The sequence below is a fragment of the Oleomonas cavernae genome (assembly GCF_003590945.1).
In the GTDB taxonomy this organism is placed as follows: domain Bacteria; phylum Pseudomonadota; class Alphaproteobacteria; order Zavarziniales; family Zavarziniaceae; genus Zavarzinia; species Zavarzinia cavernae.
Genome location: NZ_QYUK01000011.1, coordinates 371925 through 393854, shown reverse-complemented (window position 1 = coordinate 393854; position 21930 = coordinate 371925). Strand labels below are relative to the sequence as shown.

General features: G+C 66.1%; 29 protein-coding genes. All 29 read left to right on the top strand.

The window, feature by feature from the left end; all coding sequences use genetic code 11:
- Positions 1–25: 25 nt before the first annotated feature.
- The 29 genes from nifB to D3874_RS05310 all read left to right on the top strand — a co-directional run bounded on the left by nifB (position 26) and on the right by D3874_RS05310 (position 21857).
- Positions 26–763, top strand: a complete 738-nt coding sequence (gene nifB, locus D3874_RS32370; protein ID WP_456306395.1) for a nitrogenase cofactor biosynthesis protein NifB — start codon at positions 26–28, stop codon at positions 761–763.
- Between the two features lie 5 nt (positions 764–768).
- Positions 769–1503, top strand: coding sequence for a NifB/NifX family molybdenum-iron cluster-binding protein (locus D3874_RS32365; protein ID WP_456306394.1), 735 nt, complete (start codon positions 769–771; stop codon positions 1501–1503).
- A 29-nt stretch (positions 1504–1532) separates the two neighbouring features.
- Positions 1533–1727, top strand: a complete 195-nt coding sequence (locus tag D3874_RS05430; RefSeq protein ID WP_119777179.1) for a 4Fe-4S dicluster domain-containing protein — start codon at positions 1533–1535, stop codon at positions 1725–1727.
- Positions 1728–1748: 21 nt separating this feature from the next.
- A complete protein-coding gene (locus D3874_RS05425; protein ID WP_233559849.1) occupies positions 1749–2498 on the top strand; it encodes a 4Fe4S-binding leucine-rich repeat protein in 750 nt (249 codons plus the stop codon).
- Positions 2499–2501: 3 nt separating this feature from the next.
- Complete coding sequence (locus D3874_RS05420) at positions 2502–2795, top strand: nitrogen fixation protein NifZ (protein ID WP_119777177.1); 294 nt, start codon at positions 2502–2504, stop codon at positions 2793–2795.
- Complete coding sequence (gene nifT, locus D3874_RS05415) at positions 2792–3004, top strand: putative nitrogen fixation protein NifT (RefSeq protein ID WP_119777176.1); 213 nt, start codon at positions 2792–2794, stop codon at positions 3002–3004. Before D3874_RS05420 ends, nifT begins: the two co-directional genes overlap by 4 nt.
- Positions 3005–3007: 3 nt before the next feature.
- Positions 3008–3349 carry a hypothetical protein gene (locus tag D3874_RS30015; RefSeq protein ID WP_233559848.1) on the top strand — a complete coding sequence of 114 codons (342 nt, stop codon included), beginning with the start codon at positions 3008–3010 and terminating at the stop codon, positions 3347–3349.
- A gap of 26 nt (positions 3350–3375) precedes the next feature.
- The gene (locus tag D3874_RS30010; protein ID WP_233559847.1) at positions 3376–3861 is read left to right on the top strand and encodes an SIR2 family NAD-dependent protein deacylase; all 486 of its coding nucleotides are present in this window, start codon (positions 3376–3378) and stop codon (positions 3859–3861) included.
- Positions 3862–4263: 402 nt separating this feature from the next.
- The gene (gene nifH, locus D3874_RS05405; RefSeq protein ID WP_119777175.1) at positions 4264–5163 is read left to right on the top strand and encodes a nitrogenase iron protein; all 900 of its coding nucleotides are present in this window, start codon (positions 4264–4266) and stop codon (positions 5161–5163) included.
- Positions 5164–5227: 64 nt separating this feature from the next.
- Positions 5228–6700 carry a nitrogenase molybdenum-iron protein alpha chain gene (gene nifD, locus D3874_RS05400; RefSeq protein WP_119777174.1) on the top strand — a complete coding sequence of 491 codons (1473 nt, stop codon included), beginning with the start codon at positions 5228–5230 and terminating at the stop codon, positions 6698–6700.
- Between the two features lie 68 nt (positions 6701–6768).
- The gene (nifK, locus tag D3874_RS05395; protein ID WP_119782145.1) at positions 6769–8307 is read left to right on the top strand and encodes a nitrogenase molybdenum-iron protein subunit beta; all 1539 of its coding nucleotides are present in this window, start codon (positions 6769–6771) and stop codon (positions 8305–8307) included.
- Between the two features lie 76 nt (positions 8308–8383).
- A complete protein-coding gene (gene nifE, locus D3874_RS05390; protein WP_119777173.1) occupies positions 8384–9811 on the top strand; it encodes a nitrogenase iron-molybdenum cofactor biosynthesis protein NifE in 1428 nt (475 codons plus the stop codon).
- Between the two features lie 11 nt (positions 9812–9822).
- Positions 9823–11220, top strand: a complete 1398-nt coding sequence (gene nifN, locus D3874_RS05385) for a nitrogenase iron-molybdenum cofactor biosynthesis protein NifN (protein WP_119777172.1) — start codon at positions 9823–9825, stop codon at positions 11218–11220.
- Complete coding sequence (gene nifX, locus D3874_RS05380; protein WP_119777171.1) at positions 11198–11677, top strand: nitrogen fixation protein NifX; 480 nt, start codon at positions 11198–11200, stop codon at positions 11675–11677. The genes nifN and nifX overlap by 23 nt, the downstream gene beginning before the upstream one ends.
- Positions 11678–11679: 2 nt before the next feature.
- Positions 11680–12147 carry a NifX-associated nitrogen fixation protein gene (locus D3874_RS05375; protein WP_119777170.1) on the top strand — a complete coding sequence of 156 codons (468 nt, stop codon included), beginning with the start codon at positions 11680–11682 and terminating at the stop codon, positions 12145–12147.
- A gap of 11 nt (positions 12148–12158) precedes the next feature.
- On the top strand, positions 12159–12359 hold the full coding sequence (locus D3874_RS05370; protein WP_119777169.1) for a CCE_0567 family metalloprotein: 201 nt from the start codon (positions 12159–12161) through the stop codon (positions 12357–12359).
- A 13-nt stretch (positions 12360–12372) separates the two neighbouring features.
- Complete coding sequence (gene fdxB, locus D3874_RS05365; protein WP_119777168.1) at positions 12373–12648, top strand: ferredoxin III, nif-specific; 276 nt, start codon at positions 12373–12375, stop codon at positions 12646–12648.
- A 10-nt stretch (positions 12649–12658) separates the two neighbouring features.
- On the top strand, positions 12659–13282 hold the full coding sequence (locus D3874_RS05360) for a nitrogen fixation protein NifQ (protein WP_119777167.1): 624 nt from the start codon (positions 12659–12661) through the stop codon (positions 13280–13282).
- 157 nt (positions 13283–13439) lie between these two features.
- Positions 13440–13760 carry a HesB/IscA family protein gene (locus D3874_RS05355; RefSeq protein WP_119782143.1) on the top strand — a complete coding sequence of 107 codons (321 nt, stop codon included), beginning with the start codon at positions 13440–13442 and terminating at the stop codon, positions 13758–13760.
- Between the two features lie 11 nt (positions 13761–13771).
- A complete protein-coding gene (gene nifU / locus D3874_RS05350) occupies positions 13772–14698 on the top strand; it encodes a Fe-S cluster assembly protein NifU (RefSeq protein ID WP_119777166.1) in 927 nt (308 codons plus the stop codon).
- A 20-nt stretch (positions 14699–14718) separates the two neighbouring features.
- The gene (gene nifS / locus D3874_RS05345) at positions 14719–15933 is read left to right on the top strand and encodes a cysteine desulfurase NifS (protein ID WP_119782142.1); all 1215 of its coding nucleotides are present in this window, start codon (positions 14719–14721) and stop codon (positions 15931–15933) included.
- 115 nt (positions 15934–16048) lie between these two features.
- Complete coding sequence (locus D3874_RS05340; RefSeq protein WP_338016747.1) at positions 16049–17110, top strand: homocitrate synthase/isopropylmalate synthase family protein; 1062 nt, start codon at positions 16049–16051, stop codon at positions 17108–17110.
- A complete protein-coding gene (gene cysE, locus D3874_RS05335) occupies positions 17110–17841 on the top strand; it encodes a serine O-acetyltransferase (RefSeq protein ID WP_119777165.1) in 732 nt (243 codons plus the stop codon). Before D3874_RS05340 ends, cysE begins: the two co-directional genes overlap by 1 nt.
- Positions 17838–18095, top strand: coding sequence for a nitrogenase-stabilizing/protective protein NifW (locus tag D3874_RS05330; RefSeq protein WP_233559846.1), 258 nt, complete (start codon positions 17838–17840; stop codon positions 18093–18095). Before cysE ends, D3874_RS05330 begins: the two co-directional genes overlap by 4 nt.
- Before the next feature lie 189 nt (positions 18096–18284).
- Entirely contained in the window at positions 18285–19139 is an 855-nt protein-coding gene (locus tag D3874_RS05325) for an electron transfer flavoprotein subunit beta/FixA family protein (RefSeq protein ID WP_119777164.1), read from the top strand.
- Between the two features lie 13 nt (positions 19140–19152).
- Positions 19153–20250 (top strand): electron transfer flavoprotein subunit alpha/FixB family protein, encoded by a 1098-nt coding sequence (locus D3874_RS05320; RefSeq protein WP_119777163.1) that lies wholly within the window; start codon positions 19153–19155, stop codon positions 20248–20250.
- Between the two features lie 13 nt (positions 20251–20263).
- Positions 20264–21166: an FAD-dependent oxidoreductase gene (locus D3874_RS05315; protein WP_233559845.1), complete on the top strand. Its 903-nt coding sequence runs from the start codon at positions 20264–20266 to the stop codon at positions 21164–21166.
- Between the two features lie 23 nt (positions 21167–21189).
- The gene (locus D3874_RS30005) at positions 21190–21570 is read left to right on the top strand and encodes a hypothetical protein (protein WP_233559844.1); all 381 of its coding nucleotides are present in this window, start codon (positions 21190–21192) and stop codon (positions 21568–21570) included.
- Positions 21567–21857, top strand: a complete 291-nt coding sequence (locus D3874_RS05310) for a ferredoxin family protein (RefSeq protein ID WP_119777162.1) — start codon at positions 21567–21569, stop codon at positions 21855–21857. Before D3874_RS30005 ends, D3874_RS05310 begins: the two co-directional genes overlap by 4 nt.
- Positions 21858–21930: the final 73 nt, after the last annotated feature.

Genomic DNA, 21930 nt, shown 5'->3' with positions numbered 1-21930 from the left:
GGATCTCTAGCGACGGAGGATGAGCGTGGCACAGTTGATATCGCTCGGCAGCCTGAAGTCTTCCACATCGGCCGAAAGCATGCGCGAAGCCTTGCAAGAGGGCGGTTGTTCCGCCTCGTCCTGCGGCTCGTCCGAAGGGGCCGGCGACCTGGCGCCCGAGATCTGGGACCGCATCAAGGATCATCCCTGCTACTCGGAGGAGGCGCACCACTACTTCGCGCGGATGCACGTCGCGGTCGCGCCCGCCTGCAACATCCAGTGCAACTACTGCAATCGCAAATACGATTGCGCCAACGAAAGCCGCCCCGGCGTCGTCTCCGAGAAACTGACGCCCGAACAGGCCCTGCGCAAGGTGGTCGCGGTCGCCAACGAGGTACCCCAATTCTCGGTGCTGGGCATCGCCGGCCCGGGCGATTCCGCCTACGACTGGCGCAAGACCAGGGCGACCTTCGAGCTGGTCTCCCGGGTGATCCCGGACGTGAAGCTGTGCCTGTCGACCAACGGGCTCGCCCTGCCCGACCATGTCGACGAGATCGCCGGCATGAACATCGACCATGTGACGCTGACGATCAACATGGTCGACCCCGAGGTCGGCACCGGGATCTACCCCTGGATCTTCTACCGCAGCCGGCGCTGGACCGGGCTCGACGCCGCCAAGATCCTGCACGAGCGCCAGATGGAGAGCCTCGAGCTGCTGAAATCCCGCGACATCCTGGTCAAGGTCAATTCGGTCATGATCCCGGGATCAACGACGAGCACCTGATCGAGGTGAACAAGGTGGTGAAGGGCAAGGGCGCCTTTCTCCACAACATCATGCCGCTCATTTCCGATCCCGCCCACGGCACCCATTTCGGCCTGACCGGCCAGCGCGGGCCGACGGCGATGGAATTGAAGGCATTGCAGGACAGGCTGGAAGACGGCACCAAGCTGATGCGCCATTGCCGCCAGTGCCGGGCCGATGCCGTCGGTCTTCTGGGCGAGGACCGGGGCCAGGAGTTCACCCTGGACCAATTGCCGGAGGCGGTCGCCTACGATCCCAGCCAGCGGGAGACCTACCGTGAGATCGTTGCCGTCGAACGGGGCGAGCATGTCGCCGTGCGCAAGGCGGCCAGCGCGGAGATCGCCGCCCTGGAGGCCGGCGCTTGCGTGCTCGTCGCCGTCGCGACCAAGGGCGGCGGCCGCATCAACCAGCATTTCGGCCACGCCACCGAATTCCAGATCTACGAGGCGTCGGCGAAGGGCGTCGCCTTCATCGGCCACCGCAAGGTCGAGCAATATTGCGAGGGCGGCTGGGGCGAGGACGCGACACTGGACGGCGTGATCGCGGCCCTTGCCGGCGTCGATGTCGTGCTCTGCGCCAAGATCGGCGACTGCCCCAAGGATGCCCTCTCCGCCGCGGGCATCGAGGCGCTCGACGCCCATGCCTACGACTGGATCGAGGCCGGCATCGCCGCCTGGTACGCGGGCCATTACGGCACGCACGAACAGCTTCTCACCGCCTGACCCCAATCCCCAACCGGAAGGACCCCGCCATGGCCTACAAGATCATCGCTTCCCAATGCACCGGCTGTTCCGCCTGCGAATTCGAATGCCCCAACGCGGCCATCTCGATGAAGGGCGACATCTTTGTGATCAGCGCCAGCAAATGCACCGAATGCGACGGCCAGTTCGACAGCCCGCAATGCGCCGCCGTCTGCCCGGTGCCCAAGACCTGCGTGCCGGCCTGACCGCCTGTCCGGGTGGGGCCGGTGGACCTGACGGGGGAAGCCCTCGACTGGCTGGGCCGGCCGGTGTCGTGCCGGTCGTGCCCGCACGAGGCCATGCACCGCGACGGCCGCTGCCGCAAGGGCCAGGCCTGCGTGCGCGACCGCCGCGCGCGAAGGGTGGAGCGCTTCTTCATCGATCACCCGGAACTGGCCGGCCAATACCTCGACCATCCCTATTTCGAGGTGCGGGCGATTGCGGCGAAATATGCCGATCTGTTCAGCCTGCCGCCGCTGCTCGCCGATCCCGAGCCTGAGGTGCGGGCCATGGCGGCACTGCGCCTGCCGGCCGTCCGTGTCGCACCCCTCGCCAGCGATCCCGACCGGCGCGTGCGCATCGCCGTCGCCAGCCGGCTGGCCGGCAAGGCCCTGCTCGACATGCTGGCCGACGAGGACTACTACGTCCGCCTCGTCGCCGTACGCCGCCTGCCGCCCGAGTTGCTGCCCGCCGCCATGGCGGACGAGGAGCCGGAAGTGCGCCGCTGGGTCGCCCGCCGGCTGGCCGAGCCGCGCCTCGTCGAGATGGCCTTCGATTCCGATCCCCTGGTCCGCCAGGAAGTGGCGGAGCGGATGGAGCCCAAGCGCCTGGTCCTGTTCGCACGGGATGCGGATCTCCGGGTCCGCTTCACCGCCGCGGAACGCATTCCGGCAAAAGACCTGGACAGCTTCGCCAACGACGAAGATCCCCTCATTCGCGAAACCGTCACCCGGCGACTCGCCGCCAGGGAGGAATAGACCATGGGCCTGGGCCGTGAAGAAGAGATCGAGACCCGCGGGCCGCCCGCCTTCCGGCCCGGGACCAAGGTCCGGGCGACGAAATACGTCAAGAACGACGGCACCTTCGCCGGCCGCGACGTCGGCGACATTCTGGTACGCAAGGGCGATGAAGGTTACATCCGCGACATCGGCATGTTCCTGCAGCGCTACTACATCTATGCGGTCGAGTTCATCGACCGGGGCATCGTCGTCGGCATGCGCCGGCGCGAGCTGATCTCCCTCGACGATCTGCCAAAGGAAGGCCACGGCCGATGAAAGTGATGATCCGCAGGGCCGCCACGGGCCTGTCCGTCTATGTCCCCAAGAAGGACCTCGAGGAAGCGGTGACGGCGACCGAGCGCGAGGCCCTGTGGGGCGGCTGGGTGCGGCTGTCCAACGGCTGGGTGCTGGACCTGCCCGAGATGGCTGCCGACACGCGCCTGCCGGTCACCGTCAATGCGAAAAAGCGCGGCGGGGAGGTGTGAGCGATGAATGCCATTACTCCCACCCTGCAGTTGGCCGATCCGGCCACCGTGCTGCCTACCATCCGCCGCGGCCTGGCCGAGGAACGGCTGGTGCCCTTCCTCGGCATGGGCGTGGCGGCGCTCTCCGCCCCCGCCGTCCCGACCGACTACGATGCCCTTGCCGCCGCCCTGGGCAAGCGGGTGGCCCTGCCCCGGCGCGCCCGCGGCAACCCCTGGGCCGCCGCTCAATACATCGAGAGCAGCCGCCACCGCTCGACCCTCGACGCGCTGTTGCGCGAGATCTTCGCCAGCCCGGTCGAACCGGGACCGCTGCACCGTTTCCTCGCCGGCCTGCACCTCCCCTGATCGTCGACGCCTGGTACGACGGCGCCATGCGCACGGCATTGGCCGAGGTGTTCGACTGGGGCGAGATCCAGGGTATCACGCGCGCCGCCATCGGCGAGGACCGCTGGTTCCGCGCCTATGACCGCAAGGGGGCAGAGGCCCCGATCACCGACGCGGGCGGCTGGGCCACCGTGCTCTACAAACCCCATGGCGCGGTTGCGCCGGCCGGCAATTTCCTGCTGGCCGACAGCGACTATGTCGAAGTGCTGACCGAGATCGACATTCAAGGGCCGATCCCGGGCGCGGTGCGCCTGCGGCGCCAGGGCCGGGGCTTCCTCTTCCTCGGCTGCCGCTTCCACGACCAGTTGCTGCGCACCTACGCCCGCCAGATCATGAAGCGCAGCCGCGGGCCGCATTTCGCCGTCATGGGCGACGATGTTCCGACCCGAAACGAGATCCGCTTCCTGCGCGGCCAGGGCATCATTCCCGTGGCAGGCGGCCTGGCCGATTTCGTGACCGAACTCGTCGCCTGACCTCATCTTCCGGCGCAGCGGATATCCCGGTGGCAACGCCGGGATTTTCTGTTTCGGGGACAGCGCTGTCCCTCACCCCATCCCTCTCCCCCCAGGGGGCGAGGGGGCCTGCCTCGCCTCGGTCTGCTCCCTCGCCCCCTGGGGAGAGGGATGGGGTGAGGGGATAGGCTCGCAGAAATCAAATAGATTACACCGCGCTTCCCCGGCCAACCAACAGGCCTGTCGGATTTTGTCGGGGTTGCAACAGCGGTGTCGGGCCCGACAAAGAACCGCCATATTCAATTAACTTATTGTTATCACTTGAATTTCCTGCCCGCGCGGCGTTTGGCACGGCCTTTGCGAAGAAGGACATGCGAGGCGAGATGCCCGCGTGATCATTTCCGAACGAGACAGGATACGAACATGAGCGCACTTCGTCAGATCGCGTTCTACGGGAAGGGGGGCATCGGCAAGTCCACCACTTCCCAGAACACCCTCGCCGCGCTGGTCGAGATGGGGCAGAAGATCCTCATCGTCGGCTGCGACCCCAAGGCGGACTCGACCCGCCTCATCCTGAACGCCAAGGCGCAGGACACCGTGCTATCGCTCGCCGCCGAAGCCGGCTCGGTCGAGGATCTCGAGCTCGAGGACGTGCTCAAGATGGGCTACAAGGGCATCAAATGCGTCGAATCCGGCGGCCCGGAGCCGGGCGTCGGCTGCGCCGGCCGCGGCGTCATCACCTCGATCAACTTCCTCGAGGAAAACGGCGCCTATGACGATGTCGATTACGTCTCCTACGACGTGCTCGGCGACGTCGTCTGCGGCGGCTTCGCCATGCCGATCCGCGAGAACAAGGCCCAGGAAATCTACATCGTCATGTCGGGCGAGATGATGGCGCTCTATGCCGCCAACAACATCGCCAAGGGCATTCTGAAATACGCCCACTCGGGCGGCGTGCGCCTCGGCGGGCTGATCTGCAACGAGCGCCAGACCGACCGCGAGCTCGACCTGGCCGAAGCCCTGGCCAAGCGCCTGAACTCCAAGCTGATCCACTTCGTGCCGCGCGACAATATCGTGCAGCACGCGGAACTCCGTCGCCAGACGGTGATCCAGTACGCCCCGGACAGCCAGCAGGCCGCCGAATACCGCCAGCTCGCCCAGAAGATCCATGTCAACTCGGGCCAGGGCACCGTCCCCACCCCGATCACCATGGAAGAGCTGGAAGACATGCTCCTCGACTTCGGCATCATGAAGACCGAGGAGCAGGCGCTCGCCGAACTCGCGGCCAGGGAAGCGGCCAAGGCCGCGGCCGCCGCCCAGTAACCATCTGCATCCCCGGCCGTGCCTGCACGGCCGGGGTGCGCGACCCGGCACCAAGGAGGGCATCATGAGCCTCGACTATGAAAACGATTCGGAATTCCATGCCCGCCTCATCGAGGAGGTGCTGGAGGCCTACCCCGACAAGTCGCGCAAGCGCCGCGCCAAGCACCTCTCGGTCGCCAAGACCGTCGAGGGCGAGGAAGCCGCCGAGCCGCTGACCGAATGCGACGTCAAGTCGAACATCAAGTCGGTCCCCGGCGTGATGACCATCCGCGGCTGCGCCTATGCAGGTTCCAAGGGCGTGGTCTGGGGCCCGGTCAAGGACATGGTGCACATCAGCCACGGACCCGTCGGCTGCGGCCAGTACTCCTGGTCCCAGCGCCGCAATTACTACATCGGCAAGACGGGGGTGGATACCTTCGTCACCATGCAGTTCACCAGCGATTTCCAGGAAAAGGACATCGTCTTCGGCGGCGACAAGAAGCTCGAGAAGATCATCGACGAGATCGACGGCCTGTTCCCGCTGGCCAAGGGCATCTCGATCCAGTCGGAATGCCCGATCGGCCTGATCGGCGACGACATCGAGGCGGTCTCGCGCAAGAAGATCAAGGAAACCGGCAAGACCATCGTGCCGGTGCGCTGCGAAGGCTTCCGCGGCGTCTCCCAGTCCCTCGGCCACCACATCGCCAACGACGCGATCCGCGACTGGGTCTTCGACAAGAAGGAAATCGAGTTCGAGACCAGCCCCTATGACGTCAACGTCATCGGCGACTACAACATCGGCGGCGACGCCTGGGCTTCCCGCATCCTGCTCGAGGAAATGGGCCTGCGCGTGGTCGGCAACTGGTCGGGCGATGCCACGCTCGCCGAGATGGAGCGCGCGCCCAAGGCAAAGCTGAACCTCATCCACTGCTACCGGTCGATGAACTACATCTGCCGGCACATGGAAGAGAAGTACAACATTCCGTGGGTCGAATATAACTTCTTCGGTCCCTCGCAGATCGCCCAGTCGCTGCGCACCATCGCCGCCCAGTTCGACGACACGATCAAGGAAAACGCCGAGAAGGTCATCGCCAAGTACCGACCCCTGGTCGATGCGGTGATCGCCAAGCACCGCCCGCGCCTCGAAGGCAAGTCGGTCATGCTCTATGTCGGCGGCCTGCGCCCCCGCCATGTCATCACGGCCTATGAGGACCTGGGCATGGAGATCGCCGGCACGGGCTACGAGTTCGGCCACGGCGACGACTACAAACGCACCGGCCACTATGTCAAGGACGGTACCCTGATCTATGACGACGTGACCGGCTACGAGCTCGAGAAATTCATCGAGAACATCCGGCCCGATCTCGTCGGCTCCGGCATCAAGGAAAAGTATCCGGTGCAGAAGATGGGCATCCCGTTCCGCCAGATGCACTCGTGGGATTACTCGGGTCCCTATCACGGCTACGACGGCTTCGCCATCTTCGCCCGCGACATGGACCTTGCCATCAACAACCCGGTCTGGGGCCTGTTCAAGGCGCCTTGGACCAAGGCTGCCTGAACAGGAAGACGCGGGGCGCGCGCGCCACAACGCCGCCCCGCCCCCCCGACTAGACAAGGATGCTGAAGATGCCCCAGTCCGCTGAAAAGGTGCTCGACCACGCACCGCTGTTCCGTGAGCCCGAATATCGTGAAATGCTCGCGAAGAAGAAGGCCCTGTTCGAGGGCATGCCGGCGGACGACGTCGTGCAGAAGACCTCGGACTGGACGAAATCGTGGGAATACCGCGAGAAGAACTTCGCCCGCGAAGCCTTGACGGTAAATCCGGCTAAGGCCTGCCAGCCGCTGGGCGCCGTCTTCGTCGCCGCCGGCTTCGAGAAGACCATGAGCTTCGTCCATGGCTCGCAGGGCTGCGTCGCCTACTACCGCTCGCACCTGTCGCGTCACTTCAAGGAGCCGTGCTCGGCCGTCTCCTCGTCGATGACGGAAGACGCGGCGGTGTTCGGCGGCCTCAACAACATGATCGACGGCCTGGCCAATACCTATGCGCTCTATGCGCCCAAGATGATCGCGGTCTCGACCACCTGCATGGCGGAAGTGATCGGCGACGACCTGCAGTCCTTCATCCTGAACGCCAAGGCCAAGGGTTCGGTGCCGCAGGACTACGACGTGCCCTTCGCCCATACCCCGGCCTTCGTCGGCAGCCATGTCACGGGCTATGACAACATGCTGAAAGGTATCGTGGAACACTTCTGGAAGGGCCAGGAGCGGACCGCCGGCACGGCGATCAACATCATCCCCGGCTTCGACGGTTTCGCCGTCGGCAACAACCGCGAACTGAAGCGCATGCTGGACCTGATGGAGGTCGAGTACACGATCCTGTCCGACGTCGCCGACCAGTTCGACACGCCGTCCGACGGCGAATACCGCATGTACGACGGCGGCACCACGATCGAGGCGGCAAAGGCGGCACTGAACGCCAAGGCCACCCTGTCGATGCAGGAATACTGCACCACCAAGACGCTGGACTATGCCGCGGGCTTCGGCCAGGAGACCGCCTCGTTCCACTACCCCATGGGCATCGGCGGCACCGACGACTTCCTGATGAAGGTGGCGGAAGTCACCGGCAAGGAAATCCCGGATGCCCTGACCAAGGAGCGCGGGCGGCTGATCGACGCCATGGCCGACAGCCAGGCCTGGCTACACGGCAAGACCTATGCGATCTATGGCGATCCCGACTTCGTCTATGCCATGGCCCGCTTCATCCTCGAGACGGGCGGCGAGCCGAAGCACTGCCTCGCCACCAACGGCAACAAGGCCTGGGAAGCCCAGATGCAGGCCCTGTTCGAGAGCAGCCCCTACGGCGCCAGCTGCAAGGCCTGGGGCGGCAAGGATCTGTGGCACCTGCGTTCCCTGATGGCGACGGAACCGGTCGATCTGCTGATCGGCAATTCCTACGGCAAATATCTGGAGCGCGACCTGGATACGCCGCTGATCCGCCTCACCTTCCCGATCTTCGACCGGCATCACCACCACCGCTTCCCGCTCTGGGGCTATCAGGGCGGCCTGCGCCTCCTGGTCACCCTGCTCGACAAGATCTTCGACAAGCTCGACGGCGAGACCATCGAGGCGGGGGTTACCGACTACTCCTACGACCTGACGCGCTGAGCGGCGACCGGCGCCGCCCCGGCCTTGCCCGGGGCGGCGCACTCTTCCTTCCGATGAAGACCAGGGGAGCGACGGCATGAGCGAGGCATTGAAAACGAAGATCGCCGACGTCTTCAACGAACCCGGCTGCGACAAGAATCAGGCCAAGGACGAGAAGGCGAAAAAGAAGGGCTGCTCCAAACCGCTCACCCCTGGCGCGGCCGCCGGCGGCTGCGCCTTCGACGGCGCCAAGATCGCCCTGCAGCCCATCACCGACGTCGTCCACCTCATCCACGGCCCCCTCGCTTGCGAAGGCAATTCCTGGGACAACCGCAATGCGGCGAGTTCCGGCGCGAAGACCTATCGCGTCTCGTTCACCACCGATCTTTCGGAACTCGACATCGTCATGGGCAATGGCGAGAAGCGGCTCTACCGCGCGATCAAGGACGCGGTCGCGGCCTATGCCCCGCCCGCCGTCTTCGTCTATCAGACCTGCGTGACCGCCACGATCGGCGACGACGTCGAGGCGGTATGCCGCCACGCCACGGAAAAGCTGGGCATCCCTTGCGTGCCGGTGAATGCCCCCGGGTTCGCCGGGTCCAAGAACCTCGGCAACAAGCTGGCGGGAGAGGCGCTGCTCGACCATGTCATCGGCACGCGCGAACCCGAATTCACCACGCCCTGCGACATCAACATCATCGGCGAATACAATCTTTCGGGCGAACTGTGGCAGATCAAGCCGCTGTTCGAGGCGTTGGGCATCCGCATCCTCTCCTGCCTGTCGGGCGACGGGCGCTACGAGGAGATCGCCACCGCCCATCGCGCCCGGGTCAACCTGATGGTCTGCTCCACCGCGCTGATCAATGTCGCGCGCAAGATGGAGGAACGCTGGGGCATTCCCTATTTCGAGTGTTCCTTCTACGGCCTCTCCGACATGAGCGCGACGCTGCGCACCACGGCGCGCCTCCTCGTGGAGCGGGGTGCCCCCGAAGACCTGATCGCGCGGACCGAAGCCCTGATCGCCCGCGAGGAAGCCCATGCCTGGAGCCGGATCGCGCCTTACCGCGAGGCGCTGAAGGCCAAGCGCGTGATGCTCTATACCGGCGGCGTCAAGTCCTGGTCGATCGTCGCCGCGCTGCAGGAAATCGGCATGGAGATCGTCTACACCTCGGTCCGCAAATCGACGGAGGAAGACAAGGACCGCATCAAGGCCATCATGGAAGACCCCCATATGGTCGAAAGCGTGCCGCCTCGGGAGATGTACGCGCAGCTCAAGCGGGGCGATGCCGACATCCTGCTCTCCGGCGGCAAGAGCCAGTTCGTCGCCCTCAAGGCCAAGGTACCCTGGCTGGACATCAACCAGGAACGGCACCATGCCTTCGGCGGCTACGACGGCATGGTCACACTGGTGCGGGAACTGGCCAAGTCGCTGCGCAACCCGATCTGGCAGGACATCCGGCGCCCGGCGCCCTGGGACCTGCCCAATGCCGGCTTCCCCTTCGCCCAAATCGAAGCGCGCGCGTGAGGGAGTGCGACATGGCTGCCATCCGCACCCCGAAGAAGAACCTGTCGGTCAATCCGGTGAAGTCCTCCGCGCCCATGGGCGCGGCGCTCGCCTACCTGGGCATCGACGGCGCGGTGCCCCTGTTCCACGGCAGCCAGGGCTGTACCTCCTTCGCCCTGACCCTGGCGGTTCGCCACTTCAAGGAAGACATGCCGTTGCAGACGACGGCGATCGACGAGGTGGCGACGGTGCTGGGCGGCGCCGACAACCTCGAAGAGGCGCTGATCAACCTGACCACGCGCATGAAGCCCCAATTCGTCGGCATCGCGACCACGGCGCTGGTCGAAACCCGAGGCGAGGATTTCGTCGGCGATCTGCGGAATATCCTCGCCCGGCGCGACGAACTCGCCGAAACCAAGATCGTCCTCGCATCCACCCCGGATTTCTCGGGCGCGCTGGAGGACGGCTGGGCCGCGGCGGTGACCGCGATCATCGAGGGCCTGGTGATCCCGGGCGAGCGGCGCGACGTGCCGCTTCGCCAGATCAACGTGCTGCCTGGCGTTCATCTCACCTCGGGCGATATCGAGGAATTACGTGACTTGATCGCCGCTTTCGGCTTTACCGCGGCGGTGCTGCCCGATGTTTCGGGGTCCCTCGACGGCCATGTGAACGAGCAGTACTCGGGCCCGACCAGCGGCGGGACCAAGGTGGGCGATATCGCCGAGATGGGCCGGGCACTGCACACGATCGCCATCGGCCATCATATGCGCCCGCCCGCCGAGGCCTTGCAGGGCCTGACCGGCGTGCCGACCACGCTGTTTGCCAGCCTGACCGGCCTCGCCCCGGTCGACAGCCTGGTCACCCTGCTGTCCCATCTCTCGGGCCAGCCGGTGCCGGCCAGCGTGAAACGGCGGCGATCGCAATTGGTCGACATGATGCTGGACGGCCATTTCCACTTCGGCGACCGGCGCATCGCCATCGCCGCCGACCCGGATCTGCTGCGCAGCCTGAGCCTGTTCTTCGGTGGCCTGGGGGCGGCGGTCGTGGTCGCCGTCGCCAGCACCGGCAATTCGCCGGCGCTGGGCGACATCCCCGCGGACGAGGTGATCATCGGCGACCTCGGCGATTTCGAGGCCGCCGCGGCGGCACGGGGGGCGGAATTGCTGGTCACCCATGCCCATGGCCGCCAGGCGGCAGAGCGGCTGGGCGTGCCGCTCCTGCGTGTCGGCTTCCCGATCTTCGACCGGCTGGGTGCGCAGCATCGCTGCCGCATCCTCTATCGCGGTACCCGCGACCTGATCGCCGACATCGCCAATCTCTTCATCGCCGTGCGCCCCGAGAAGGGGCCGGCCGACTTCGCCGACGTGCTGGCGCCCATGCCCGCACCGCCCCTGGAGGACATGCGCCATGCGCCGATTGCAACTTGTTGAGACCGCGCCCGAGTCGGCGCCGGAAACCGTGCCGCGCCTGCGCATCGCCATCGCGACGCAAGACATGAAGGCGCTGAACGCCCATTTCGGCTCGGCACGGAAATTCGCCGTCTATGACGTAACGCCGCAGGATTCTCGCTTCGTCGAGGCGGTGGAGTTCGGCACGGTCTCGGACGAATCCGGCAAGCACCGAAACGAGGGCGACGACCGGATCGGCCCCAAGGTCGACGCCTTGCGCGGCTGCAACCTGCTGTTCTGCCTCGCCATCGGCGGGCCGTCGGCGGTGAAGGTCGTGAATGCCCGCATCCACCCGGTGAAACTGCCGGCGCCCGAGCCGATCGAAGCGATTATCGCCAAGGTGCAGACCATGATGACCGGCAATCCGCCGCCCTGGCTGCGCAAGGTGATGTCGGCGCAGCCGGAACGCTCCATGGCCTATCTCGACGAGGAGGATTGAACATGACCGCCCTTGCCCCAATCGCCGTGCCCGCGGCCCTGGACAGCCCCTTTGTGCAGAGCCTGGTGAGCCTGATCCGCGCCGAGGACAGTTACGGCGCCTGGGAAAATCGCGGCGACGCCCGCCTGCTCGAGGACTACATCGTCACCAAGGCGGAAAAGCGGGCGATGCCCATCATGGGCGACCCCGACCCAGACACGATCGACCGGGTGGAGAAATTCTACAAGGCAGTGGGCCTCACCATCGAAAAGCAGTGCGGCCTGATGGCCAGCCCGATGATGAAGATGAGCCACGAGGGTTTTGGCCGCGTCGTCCTGCTCGTCGGCCGGCTGGTCGCCTTCTCGAAAAGCTTGCGGGACGTCCATCGTTTCGGCTTCGAGGATGTCGAGATGCTGGCCGCCGAAGGCATGAAGGCGACCGGTCAGGCCGCCGCCGTGATCGCGCAGTTCCCCGACGTCGCCCGCGCCTGACGGAGGCCGCCATGACCGATATCGACCTGCTGAAGGCGGAGCTGAGGAAGCTCTCGGCCAAGGCGACCCAGGCCAAGATGGACCTGCACGACCTTTCCGAAGATCTGCCGGTGAACTGGCAGCAGATCCCGGAAATCGCCGCCCGCGCCCTCGAGGCCTTCGCCACGCTCGAAGCAAAGCGGGCCGAATTGAAGCGCCTCGAGGCCGCCTAGAAGGAGCCCGCAGATGCAAACGCAGACACGCGACGGCCGCGCCTGGACGCCGGACTATCTTCTCGCCATCGATGCCAGGGTCTGCATCGGCTGCGGCCGCTGCTACAAGGTCTGCGGCCGGGGCGTGATGACCCTGATGGGCGTGACCGACGAGGACGAGCTGGTCGATCCGGACGAGGACGATATCGAGCGCAAGGTCATGGCCCTGGTCGATGCCGGCGCCTGCATCGGCTGCGGCGCCTGTGCCCGGGTCTGCCCCACCAACTGCCAGCGCCACGGCGCGGCCTGAGGAGGCGGCGATGAAGGCCCGAGATCTCTACGACTGGCTGATGGGCGCCGGCGGCCGGCCGGCCTGCGAGGCTTTCGATGCCCATGTCGTCGCCTCGATCCTGTCGCTGTCTCTCGAGGAGGCGCTGCGCGACAAGGTCTCGCCGGGCGAGCGCATCGGCCTTGGCGCGGCCGAGCTCCTCGGCCTTGTCGACGCGGTCTTTCCCGCCGCCCGCCCGCAATTCGAGCGCTTCCCCCTTGCCGAGGTGACGCTGGCGGATGACGAGGCCTGCCTGCGCGATTTTCTGTTTCGCCACGCTTGCGAGGGCGATCCGCTCGAAGCCGCCCTTGCCGCGATGATCGCCCGCCGGGCCCAGCGGCCCAATCACCTGTGGCAGGATCTCGGCCTGCGCAACCGGCGGGAACTGTCCTGGCTGATGGAGCGGCATTTCGAACCGTTGTCGCGCAAGAATGCGCAAGACATGAAGTGGAAGAAATTCCTCTACCGCATGATCTGTCGCGACGAGGGCTATCGCCTGTGTACCGCACCCAGTTGCAGCGAATGCGACGACTTCGAGACCTGCTTCGGCACCGAGGACGGCGAAAGCCTGATGGCCCGTAGCCGGCGCGGCATGGACCTCCGCGCCACCGCCTGACGAGGCCCGCGGCCGGCCCGGGTCCGTCCCTGTCGCAAACCCGACAAAGGCGCAAAGCCGACAATCGCGCGATCCGAAAAACCTATGCAAAATCAAGGGCCCGTTGCTTGGCACGGGCCTTGCGATGTGTCTTTCGACCAATCTTGGGAACATCGCCATGATCCATCTGACCCAGAGTGCCGTGAATGCCGTCAGGACTGCGATCTCGGGCTCGGCCGAGCCGGTCGAAGGCCTGCGCGTGATGGTGGAGGCGGGCGGCTGCGCCGGCTTCAAATATATGATGGGCCTCGTCGCCGCCGCCGAGCCGGGCGACATCGTCGCCGAACAGGACGGCGTGAAAGTCTTCATCGACGAAAAGAGCAAGCCGGTCATCGAGGGCACGACGATCGATTTCGTCGTGGCGCTCGAAGGCTCGGGCTTCACCTTCGACAATCCGCAAGCATCCTCGCAGTGCTCCTGCGGCAAGTCTTTCGGCTGAGGAGACGCGCCATGTGGGAATACAGCGAAAAGGTCCAGGAGTACTTCTACAACCCGAAGAATGCGGGTGTGATGGAGAACGCCAGCGGTATCGGCGACGTCGGCGCCATTTCCTGCGGTGACGCGCTGCGCCTGATGATCAAGGTCGATCCCGCCACCGACACGATCACCGACGCCCGGTTCCAGACTTTCGGCTGCGGCTCGGCCATCGCCTCGTCCTCGGCGCTGACCGAACTCATCATCGGCAAGACCATCGCCGAAGCGCTGACCCTGACCAACCAGGACATCGCCGATTTCCTCGGCGGCCTGCCGCCCGAGAAGATGCACTGCTCCGTCATGGGTTACGAGGCGCTGCGCGCCGCCGTCGCCAATTACCGCGGCGAGGCCTGGGAGGACGACCACGAGGAAGGCGCCCTGGTCTGCAAGTGCTTCGGCGTCGACGAAGGCATGATCGAGCGGGCCGTGCGCATGAACGGCCTGACCACGCTGGAACAGGTCACCCATTTCACCAAGGCGGGCGGCTCCTGCGCCACCTGCATCGAGGGGATCGAGGAGGTCCTGGTCAAGACCAATGCCGCCATGGTCGCGGAAGGCCTGCTCGACGCGGCCGAAGCCTTCGACCCCGACCAGGCTGCGCGCCCGGTGCGCCGGCCCAAGGCGGGCAAGTCGCCCCTCGCGATCAAGCTGGAGCCGGTATCGAAGCCGAAGCTGACCAACCTCCAGCGCATCCGCCTGATCGAGGAAGCGATCGAGGGCCTGCGCCCCTTCCTGCGCCAGGACGGCGGCGACTGCGAACTGATCGATGTCGAAGGCGACCGGGTGATGGTGAAACTGTCGGGCGCCTGCGTCGGCTGCCAGATGGCCAGCATCACCGTGAACGGCGTGCAGGAGCGGCTGATCGAAAAACTCGGCCAGCCCTTGCGCGTCATCCCCGTCTGATCCCGGTCATGGAGGTCGCCATGCGTCCCGTCTATCTCGACAACAACGCCACCACCCGGGTCGACCCGGCGGCCGTCGCCGCCATGCTGCCCTTCTTCACCGAGCAGTTCGGCAATGCCTCGTCCATGCACGCCTTCGGCGCCTCGGTCGGCGGGGCGCTGAAGACGGCGCGGCGCCAGTTGCAGGCGCTGCTCGGGGCCGAGCACGACCACGAGATCATCTATACCTCGGGCGGTACCGAATCCGACAATACCGCCATCCTCTCGGCCCTGGAAACGCAAGGCCAGCGCACCGAGGTGATCACCTCGGTGGTGGAACATCCCGCGATTCTGGCGCTGTGCGACTGGCTGGAGAAGCACAAGGGCACCACCGTCCACCGCATCCCGGTCGATGCCAAGGGCAGGCTCGATGTCGAGGCCTATCGCAAGGCGCTGGGGCCGAAGACGGCGATCGCCTCGATCATGTGGGCGAACAACGAGACAGGCACCCTGTTCCCGGTCGCGAGGCTGGCGGAGATGGCCCATGAGGCCGGCGCCCTGTTCCATACCGACGCGGTTCAGGCGGTGGGCAAGCTGCCGATCGACCTGAAATCGACCGAGATCGACATGCTGTCGCTATCCGGCCACAAGCTGCATGGGCCGAAGGGCATCGGCGCGCTCTACGTCCGCAAGGGCGTGCGCCTGCGCCCGCTGATCCGCGGCGGCCACCAGGAACGCGGGCGGCGGGCGGGCACCGAGAATGCGCCGGCCATCATCGGCCTGGGCAAGGCGGCGGAGCTGGCGCTTGCCCACATGCTCGACGAGCAGACCAGGGTGAAGGCCCTGCGCGACCGGCTGGAACAAGGCCTGTTGCAGCGAATCGGCAACAGCTTCGTGACCGGCGATCCCGAGCACCGCCTGCCCAACACCGCCAACATCGCCTTCGAGTTCATCGAGGGCGAGGCCATCCTCCTCCTCCTCAACCGGGCGGGCATTGCCGCCTCTTCCGGCTCCGCCTGCACCTCGGGCTCGCTCGAACCCTCCCATGTCCTTCGCGCCATGAAGGTGCCCTATACGGCGGCCCACGGCGCCATCCGCTTCTCCTTCTCGCGGGAAAACGGGGACGAGGATGTCGACCGCGTGCTCGAGGCGATGCCCGGCATCATCGCCAACCTGCGCTCCCTCTCCCCCTTCTGGAAGGAGAGAGGGCAGGACCGACCGGCGCCCGCCGCCGCCTTCAACCCGACCTATGCCTGACCACGAAAGGACAGCGTGCCATGACCCCCGTGCATCTTCCCGCCGTCGTCATCAACGACACCACGCTGCGTGACGGCGAACAGGCCCCGGCGTCGCCTTCACCCTCGACGAGAAACTGGCGATCGCCCGTGCCCTCGACGAGGCCGGCGTCGACGAGATCGAGGCCGGCACCCCCGCCATGGGACCGGCTGAAATCGACTCGATCGCCGCCGTCGCCGAAAGCCTGACCCATGCCGAGGCGATCGCCTGGTGCCGCATGACCGAGGCGGATGTCGAGGCCGCCCTGCGCACCGGCCTGGCCCGCGTGAACCTGTCGGTTCCCCTGTCCGACCTGCAGATCAGGGCGAAGTACCATAGCGACCGGGCCGACGTGCTGCGCCGGATCGACCGGGTGATCCGCCATGCCCGCGATCTCGGCCTCGAGGTCGCCATGGGCGGGGAGGATGCCAGCCGGGCCGATCTCGGCTTCGTCTGCACCGCGATGCAGGTGGCGGAAGCGGCCGGCGCCCACCGCTTCCGCTTCGCCGATACGCTCGGCATTCTCGATCCCTTCGCGACCTATGCGATCACGCGGCGCCTGTGTGCCGAAACCGATCTGGAGATCGAGTTCCACGGCCACGACGATCTGGGGCTCGCCACCGCCAACACGCTGGCGGCGGTGCAGGGCGGGGCCAATCACGCCTCGGTCTGCGTGCTCGGCCTGGGCGAGCGGGCGGGCAATGCCGCGTTGGAGGAAGTCGTCGCCGCACTGGCCCAGACGCAGGGGCGGCGCACCGGCGTCGATCTCGCCCGGCTGCAGGGCCTCGCCGATATCGTCGCCGCCGCGTCGTGCCGGCCGATCCCCATGGCGAAATCGATCGTCGGCGCGGGCGTCTTCACTCATGAATCCGGCATCCATGTCCATGGCCTGTTGCAGGACCCGGCGACCTATGAGGCGTTGTCGCCGGCGCGCTTCGGCCGGCGGCGGGAAATCGTCCTGGGCAAGCATTCCGGCCTGTCCGCCGTCTTCGCCGCCCTGAAGGGGCTTGGCCTTGCCGCTGACGAATGCCGCGCCCGCGCCGTGCTGGCCAAGGTGCGGGAAAAAGCCAGCCGCACCAAGCGCACCGTGGGCAACAGCGACCTTCTCGAAATCTATGCCCATTGCGCCCAGCCGGGTGTCCTGATGGGGGCGGAGTGATGGTGGACATCACCGCCGCCCCCGACGATGCGCCACCGCGCGCGCCCGGCCTCCTCGCCACCTGGCGGCAGGATGTCGCCTGCGTGAAGGCACGAGACCCGGCCGCCCGCTTCAGCCTCGAAATTCTTTGCACCTACCCCGGTGTCCATGCCGTCATGATCCACCGCCTGTCCCATCGGCTGTGGCGGACGGGGGTGCGCTTTCCCGCCCGGCTGCTGTCGTGGTTCGGCCGCTTCCTGACCAATGTCGACATTCATCCCGGTGCGGCCATCGGCCAGCGCCTGTTCATCGACCATGGCGCCGGCGTTGTCATCGGCGAGACGGCGGTGATCGGCGACGACGTGACGCTCTATCACGGTGTCACCCTGGGCGGCACGAGCTGGTCGCCGGGCCGGCGCCATCCGACGGTCGAGGACGGCGTGCTGATCGGCGCCGGGGCCAAGATCCTGTCGCCCATCACCGTGGGCCGTGGCGCGCGCATCGGTGCCAATGCGGTGGTGATGGAGGACGTGCCGCCGGGCATGACCGTCGTCGGCATTCCCGGCCGCATCGTCCGCCCGGCGGATCAGCGCCGCCGCGTCGACGGCCGCATCGACCTCGAGCATCACCTGATGCCCGACCCGGTGGGCGAAGCGATCGCCGCTCTGATCGACCGCATCGATTTCCTCGAAACCCGCCTCGCCCACTACCAGACCCGCGACCGCCAGCCGGCGCAGGAGGACTTGCCATGAGCCTGATCGACACCCTGACACGCATGTCGGCCGCCGAGGAATTCTTCGCCTTCCTCGACGTCGGCTACGATCCCGCGGTGCTGAACGTCGCCCGGTTGCACATCCTGCGCCGCATGGGCGATTACCTGCGGCGCGAGGATCTGAATGGCCTTTCGGACGACGCCGTCTACCTGCGCGCCCGGGCCGATCTCGAAAACGCCTATGCCGATTTCGCCGCCTCCTCCCCCTCGACCAGCGCGTGTTCAAGGTGCTGAAGGACGCCGTGCGTCCCAAGGGCCGTAGCTTCGTGCCGCTTTCCGCCCTCGGCGTACGAAAGGGTTGAGGCTTGTCGCGAAGCCGACATGGCTGTCGGCCTGCAAGCCCCTGAAATGGCGAGGAACAGTCTCTGGCACGAGTCTTGCGAAACATCATTTGCGGCCGTCGGCCGGCAGCAGGAGGAGCGGATGCACACCGTCGTTTGTATCAAGCAAGTGCCCGACAGCGCACAGATCCGCGTCCATCCCGTCCACAACACGATCATGCGCCAGGGCGTGCCGACCATCATCAACCCCTATGATCTCTTCGCCCTGGAGGCGGCACTGACCCTGCGCGACAAGCTGGGCGGCACGGTCACGGTGCTGTGCATGGGCCCGCCCATGGCGGAAGATTCGCTGCGGAAGGCGCTGACGTTCGGGGCAGACCGGGCAGTGCTGTTGACCGATCGCTACTTCGCGGGTTCCGACACGCTGGCGACCAGTTTCGCCCTGTCGTCGGCGATCGCGAAAATCGGCGAGACTTTCGGTCCGGTCGACATCGTCTTCACCGGCAAGCAGACGATCGACGGCGACACCGCGCAGGTCGGCCCGGGCATCGCCAAGCGTCTCGACCTCAACCAGCTCACCTATGTCTCGCGCATCGCCGGCATCGACGCGGACACGCGTGAGATCACGGTGGAGCGCCGAGCCGAAGGCGGGGTGCAGGTGCTGAAGACCGTACTGCCTGTGCTGATCACCATGCTGGAAGGCACCAACGAGATCCGCCGCGGCTCGCTTGCGGACGCGCTGCGTGCGGCGCGGGCCGGAGTCACCACCTGGAACGCGGCCGATGCCGGGATTACCGAGCTCCTGAAATGCGGCCTGCGCGGCTCGCCCACGGTGGTGAAGAAAGTCTTCGCCCCCAGCGCGCGGACGGAAAAGGCGGTACTGATCGAGACCGACGGCAGGAACGGCGCCCAGATGGCCGATGCCCTGATCGCCGCGATCCTCGATCGCAACCCCGCGCTGGACGCCGATCTTCGGCGCCTGTCGGCCGGCTTCTGAGGAGGATGGAAGGATGAGCGACGCCCCCCGCCAACAGGCCCCGGCCGCCGGTCGCGCCGGCATGAAGAAGGAGTTGCCCGACCGCTTCAAGTCCTACAAGCACGTCTGGGTCTTCATCGAATACGAGCACGGTCACATCCACCCGGTTTCCCTGGAACTGCTGGGCGAAGGCCGGAAACTGGCCGACAAGCTGCAAGTGGAACTCGCCGGCGTGCTGATCGGGGGCGACGTCGACGAGCTGGGCGAAGCCGCGCGGGCCTGTTTCGAGCACGGTGCCGACCTGGTCTACCGCGTTGCCGACCCCGTGCTGGCGCACTACCGGAACGAGCCCTATACCAAGGCCCTGACCGATCTTGTCAACACCTACAAGCCCGAGATCGTGCTGTTGGGCGCAACCACGCTCGGCCGGGATCTTGCGGGTTCCGTCGCCACCACGTTGCTGACCGGCCTCACCGCCGACTGCACCGAGCTTGCGATCGATGACGAACGCTCGCTGGCCGCGACGCGGCCGACCTTTGGCGGCTCCCTGCTGTGCACCATCCACACGCTGAATTTCCGGCCGCAGATGGCGACCATTCGCCCGCGCGTGATGGCCATGCCGCCGGCGGTACCGGGGCGGTCGGGCCGGATCGTCGACCACGGCCTCGACATGACCGAACTCGACATCATCACCAAGGTGCTGCAGTTCATTCCCGACCGCGATACCGACAAGGCCCAGCTCGCCTATGCCGACGTCGTGGTCGCCGGCGGCCTCGGCCTCAAGTCGGCCGAGAATTTCCAACTGGTGAAGGATCTGGCCGGCGTGCTCGGTGCCGACTACGGCGGCTCGCGCCCGCTGGTGCAGAAAGGGTGGATCACCGCCGACCGCCAGATCGGCCAGACCGGCAAGACCATTCGCCCCAAGCTCTATATCGCGGCCGGCATCTCCGGCGCGATCCAGCACCGGGTGGGGGTCGAGGGCGCGGACCTGATCGTTGCCATCAATACGGACCCGAAGGCGCCGATCTTCGATTTCGCCCAGATCGGGATCGTCGCCAACGCCGTCGAACTGCTGCCGGCGCTGACCGCCGCATTCCGTCAGCGCCTGTCCGTCCACCGTCTCGCCAGTTGAAGGAGGCCCAAGCATGAGCGAGGAACGCTTCGACGCCATCGTGGTCGGTGCCGGCCCGTCAGGCAACGCCGCCGCCTATACCATGGCCAAGGCGGGGCTGAAGGTACTGCAACTGGAACGCGGTGAATACCCGGGCTCCAAGAACGTCCAGGGTGCCATCCTCTATGCCGACGCGCTGGAGAAGGTGATCCCCGATTTCCGCGAGGACGCGCCCCTCGAGCGCCACGTCATCGAACAGCGACTGTGGATGCTGGACGATACTTCCTATGTCGGTATGCACTACCGTTCGGAAGACTTCAACGAAGAGAAGCCCAACCGCTACACGATCATCCGCGCCCAGTTCGACAAATGGTTCAATCGCCGGGTGCGCGAGGCCGGCGCGACGGTGCTGTGCGAGACGACGGTGACCGACCTCGTCCGCGATATCAGGGGCAAGGTCATCGGCGTGCGCACCGACCGGGGCGGCGCCATCATCCATGCCGACGTCGTCGTGCTGGCGGAGGGCGTGAACGGCCTCGTCGGCAACCGGGCCGGCCTCCGCCCCGAGTTGAAGCCCGAAGCGGTGGCCCTGGCGGTCAAGGAGATGCACTTCCTGCCACAGGAGGTGATCGAGCAGCGCTTCAACCTCAAAGGCGACGAAGGCGTCGTGATCGAGGTGATGGGCACGGTTACCAACGGCATGACCGGCACCGCCTTCATCTACACCAACAAGGAATCCCTGTCGGTCGGCATCGGCTGTATGGTTTCGGATTTCGCGCAGAACCAGACGACGCCCTATGCCCTGCTCGAAGCCTTCAAGAACCATCCCAGCGTGAAGCCGCTGCTGGAAGGATCGGAAGTGAAAGAATATGCCGCCCATCTGATCCCGAGGGCGGCTATCGCCACATCCCGGAGATCCACGGCGACGGCTGGCTGATCGTCGGCGACGCCGGCCACTTCGTGAACGCGGTACACCGGGAAGGTTCCAACCTGGCCATGACCACGGGGCGGGTCGCGGCCGAGACCATCATCCGCCTGCGCCAGATCCGTTCGGACTTCTCGAAGGCGGATCTGGCACTCTACCGCAAGACGCTCGACGACTCCTTCGTCATGAAGGACCTGAAGAAATACAAGGACATCCCCAATTTCCTTCACGGCAATGCGGCCAATGTCTTCGGCACCTATCCGCGCCTGATCAACGAAGCGGCACAACGCTGGTTCCGGGTCGACGGCGTGGCAAAACGTGAGAAGGAGCGCCAGATCGTCACCTCCTTCCGCAAGAACCGGGGCCTGCTCGGCCTTATCGGCGATGCTTTCAAACTGGCGAGGGCCTGGCGATGACGGCGGTGGTGAAGGTCGAGGAAAAGCTCTACGTCAACCGCTACCTGGTCGATGCCGGGCGGCCCCACATCAAGGTGCGCCCGCACGAGACGCCCTCGGCGGCACTGGTGGCGCTGACCCATGTCTGCCCTGCCGGCTGCTATTCCACCAACGATCGCGGCCAGGTCGAGGTCGTGCCCGACGGCTGCATGGAATGCGGCACCTGCCGGGTGCTCACCGCCGACGGCGGCGAGATCGAATGGAACTATCCCCGCGGCGGCTACGGCGTCCTGTTCAAGTTCGGTTGAGCAGGCCGCGACAGGGATTGGAGGGCCGCGACTATACATATTGACTAATATTGTATATTTGTATATTTCAGTT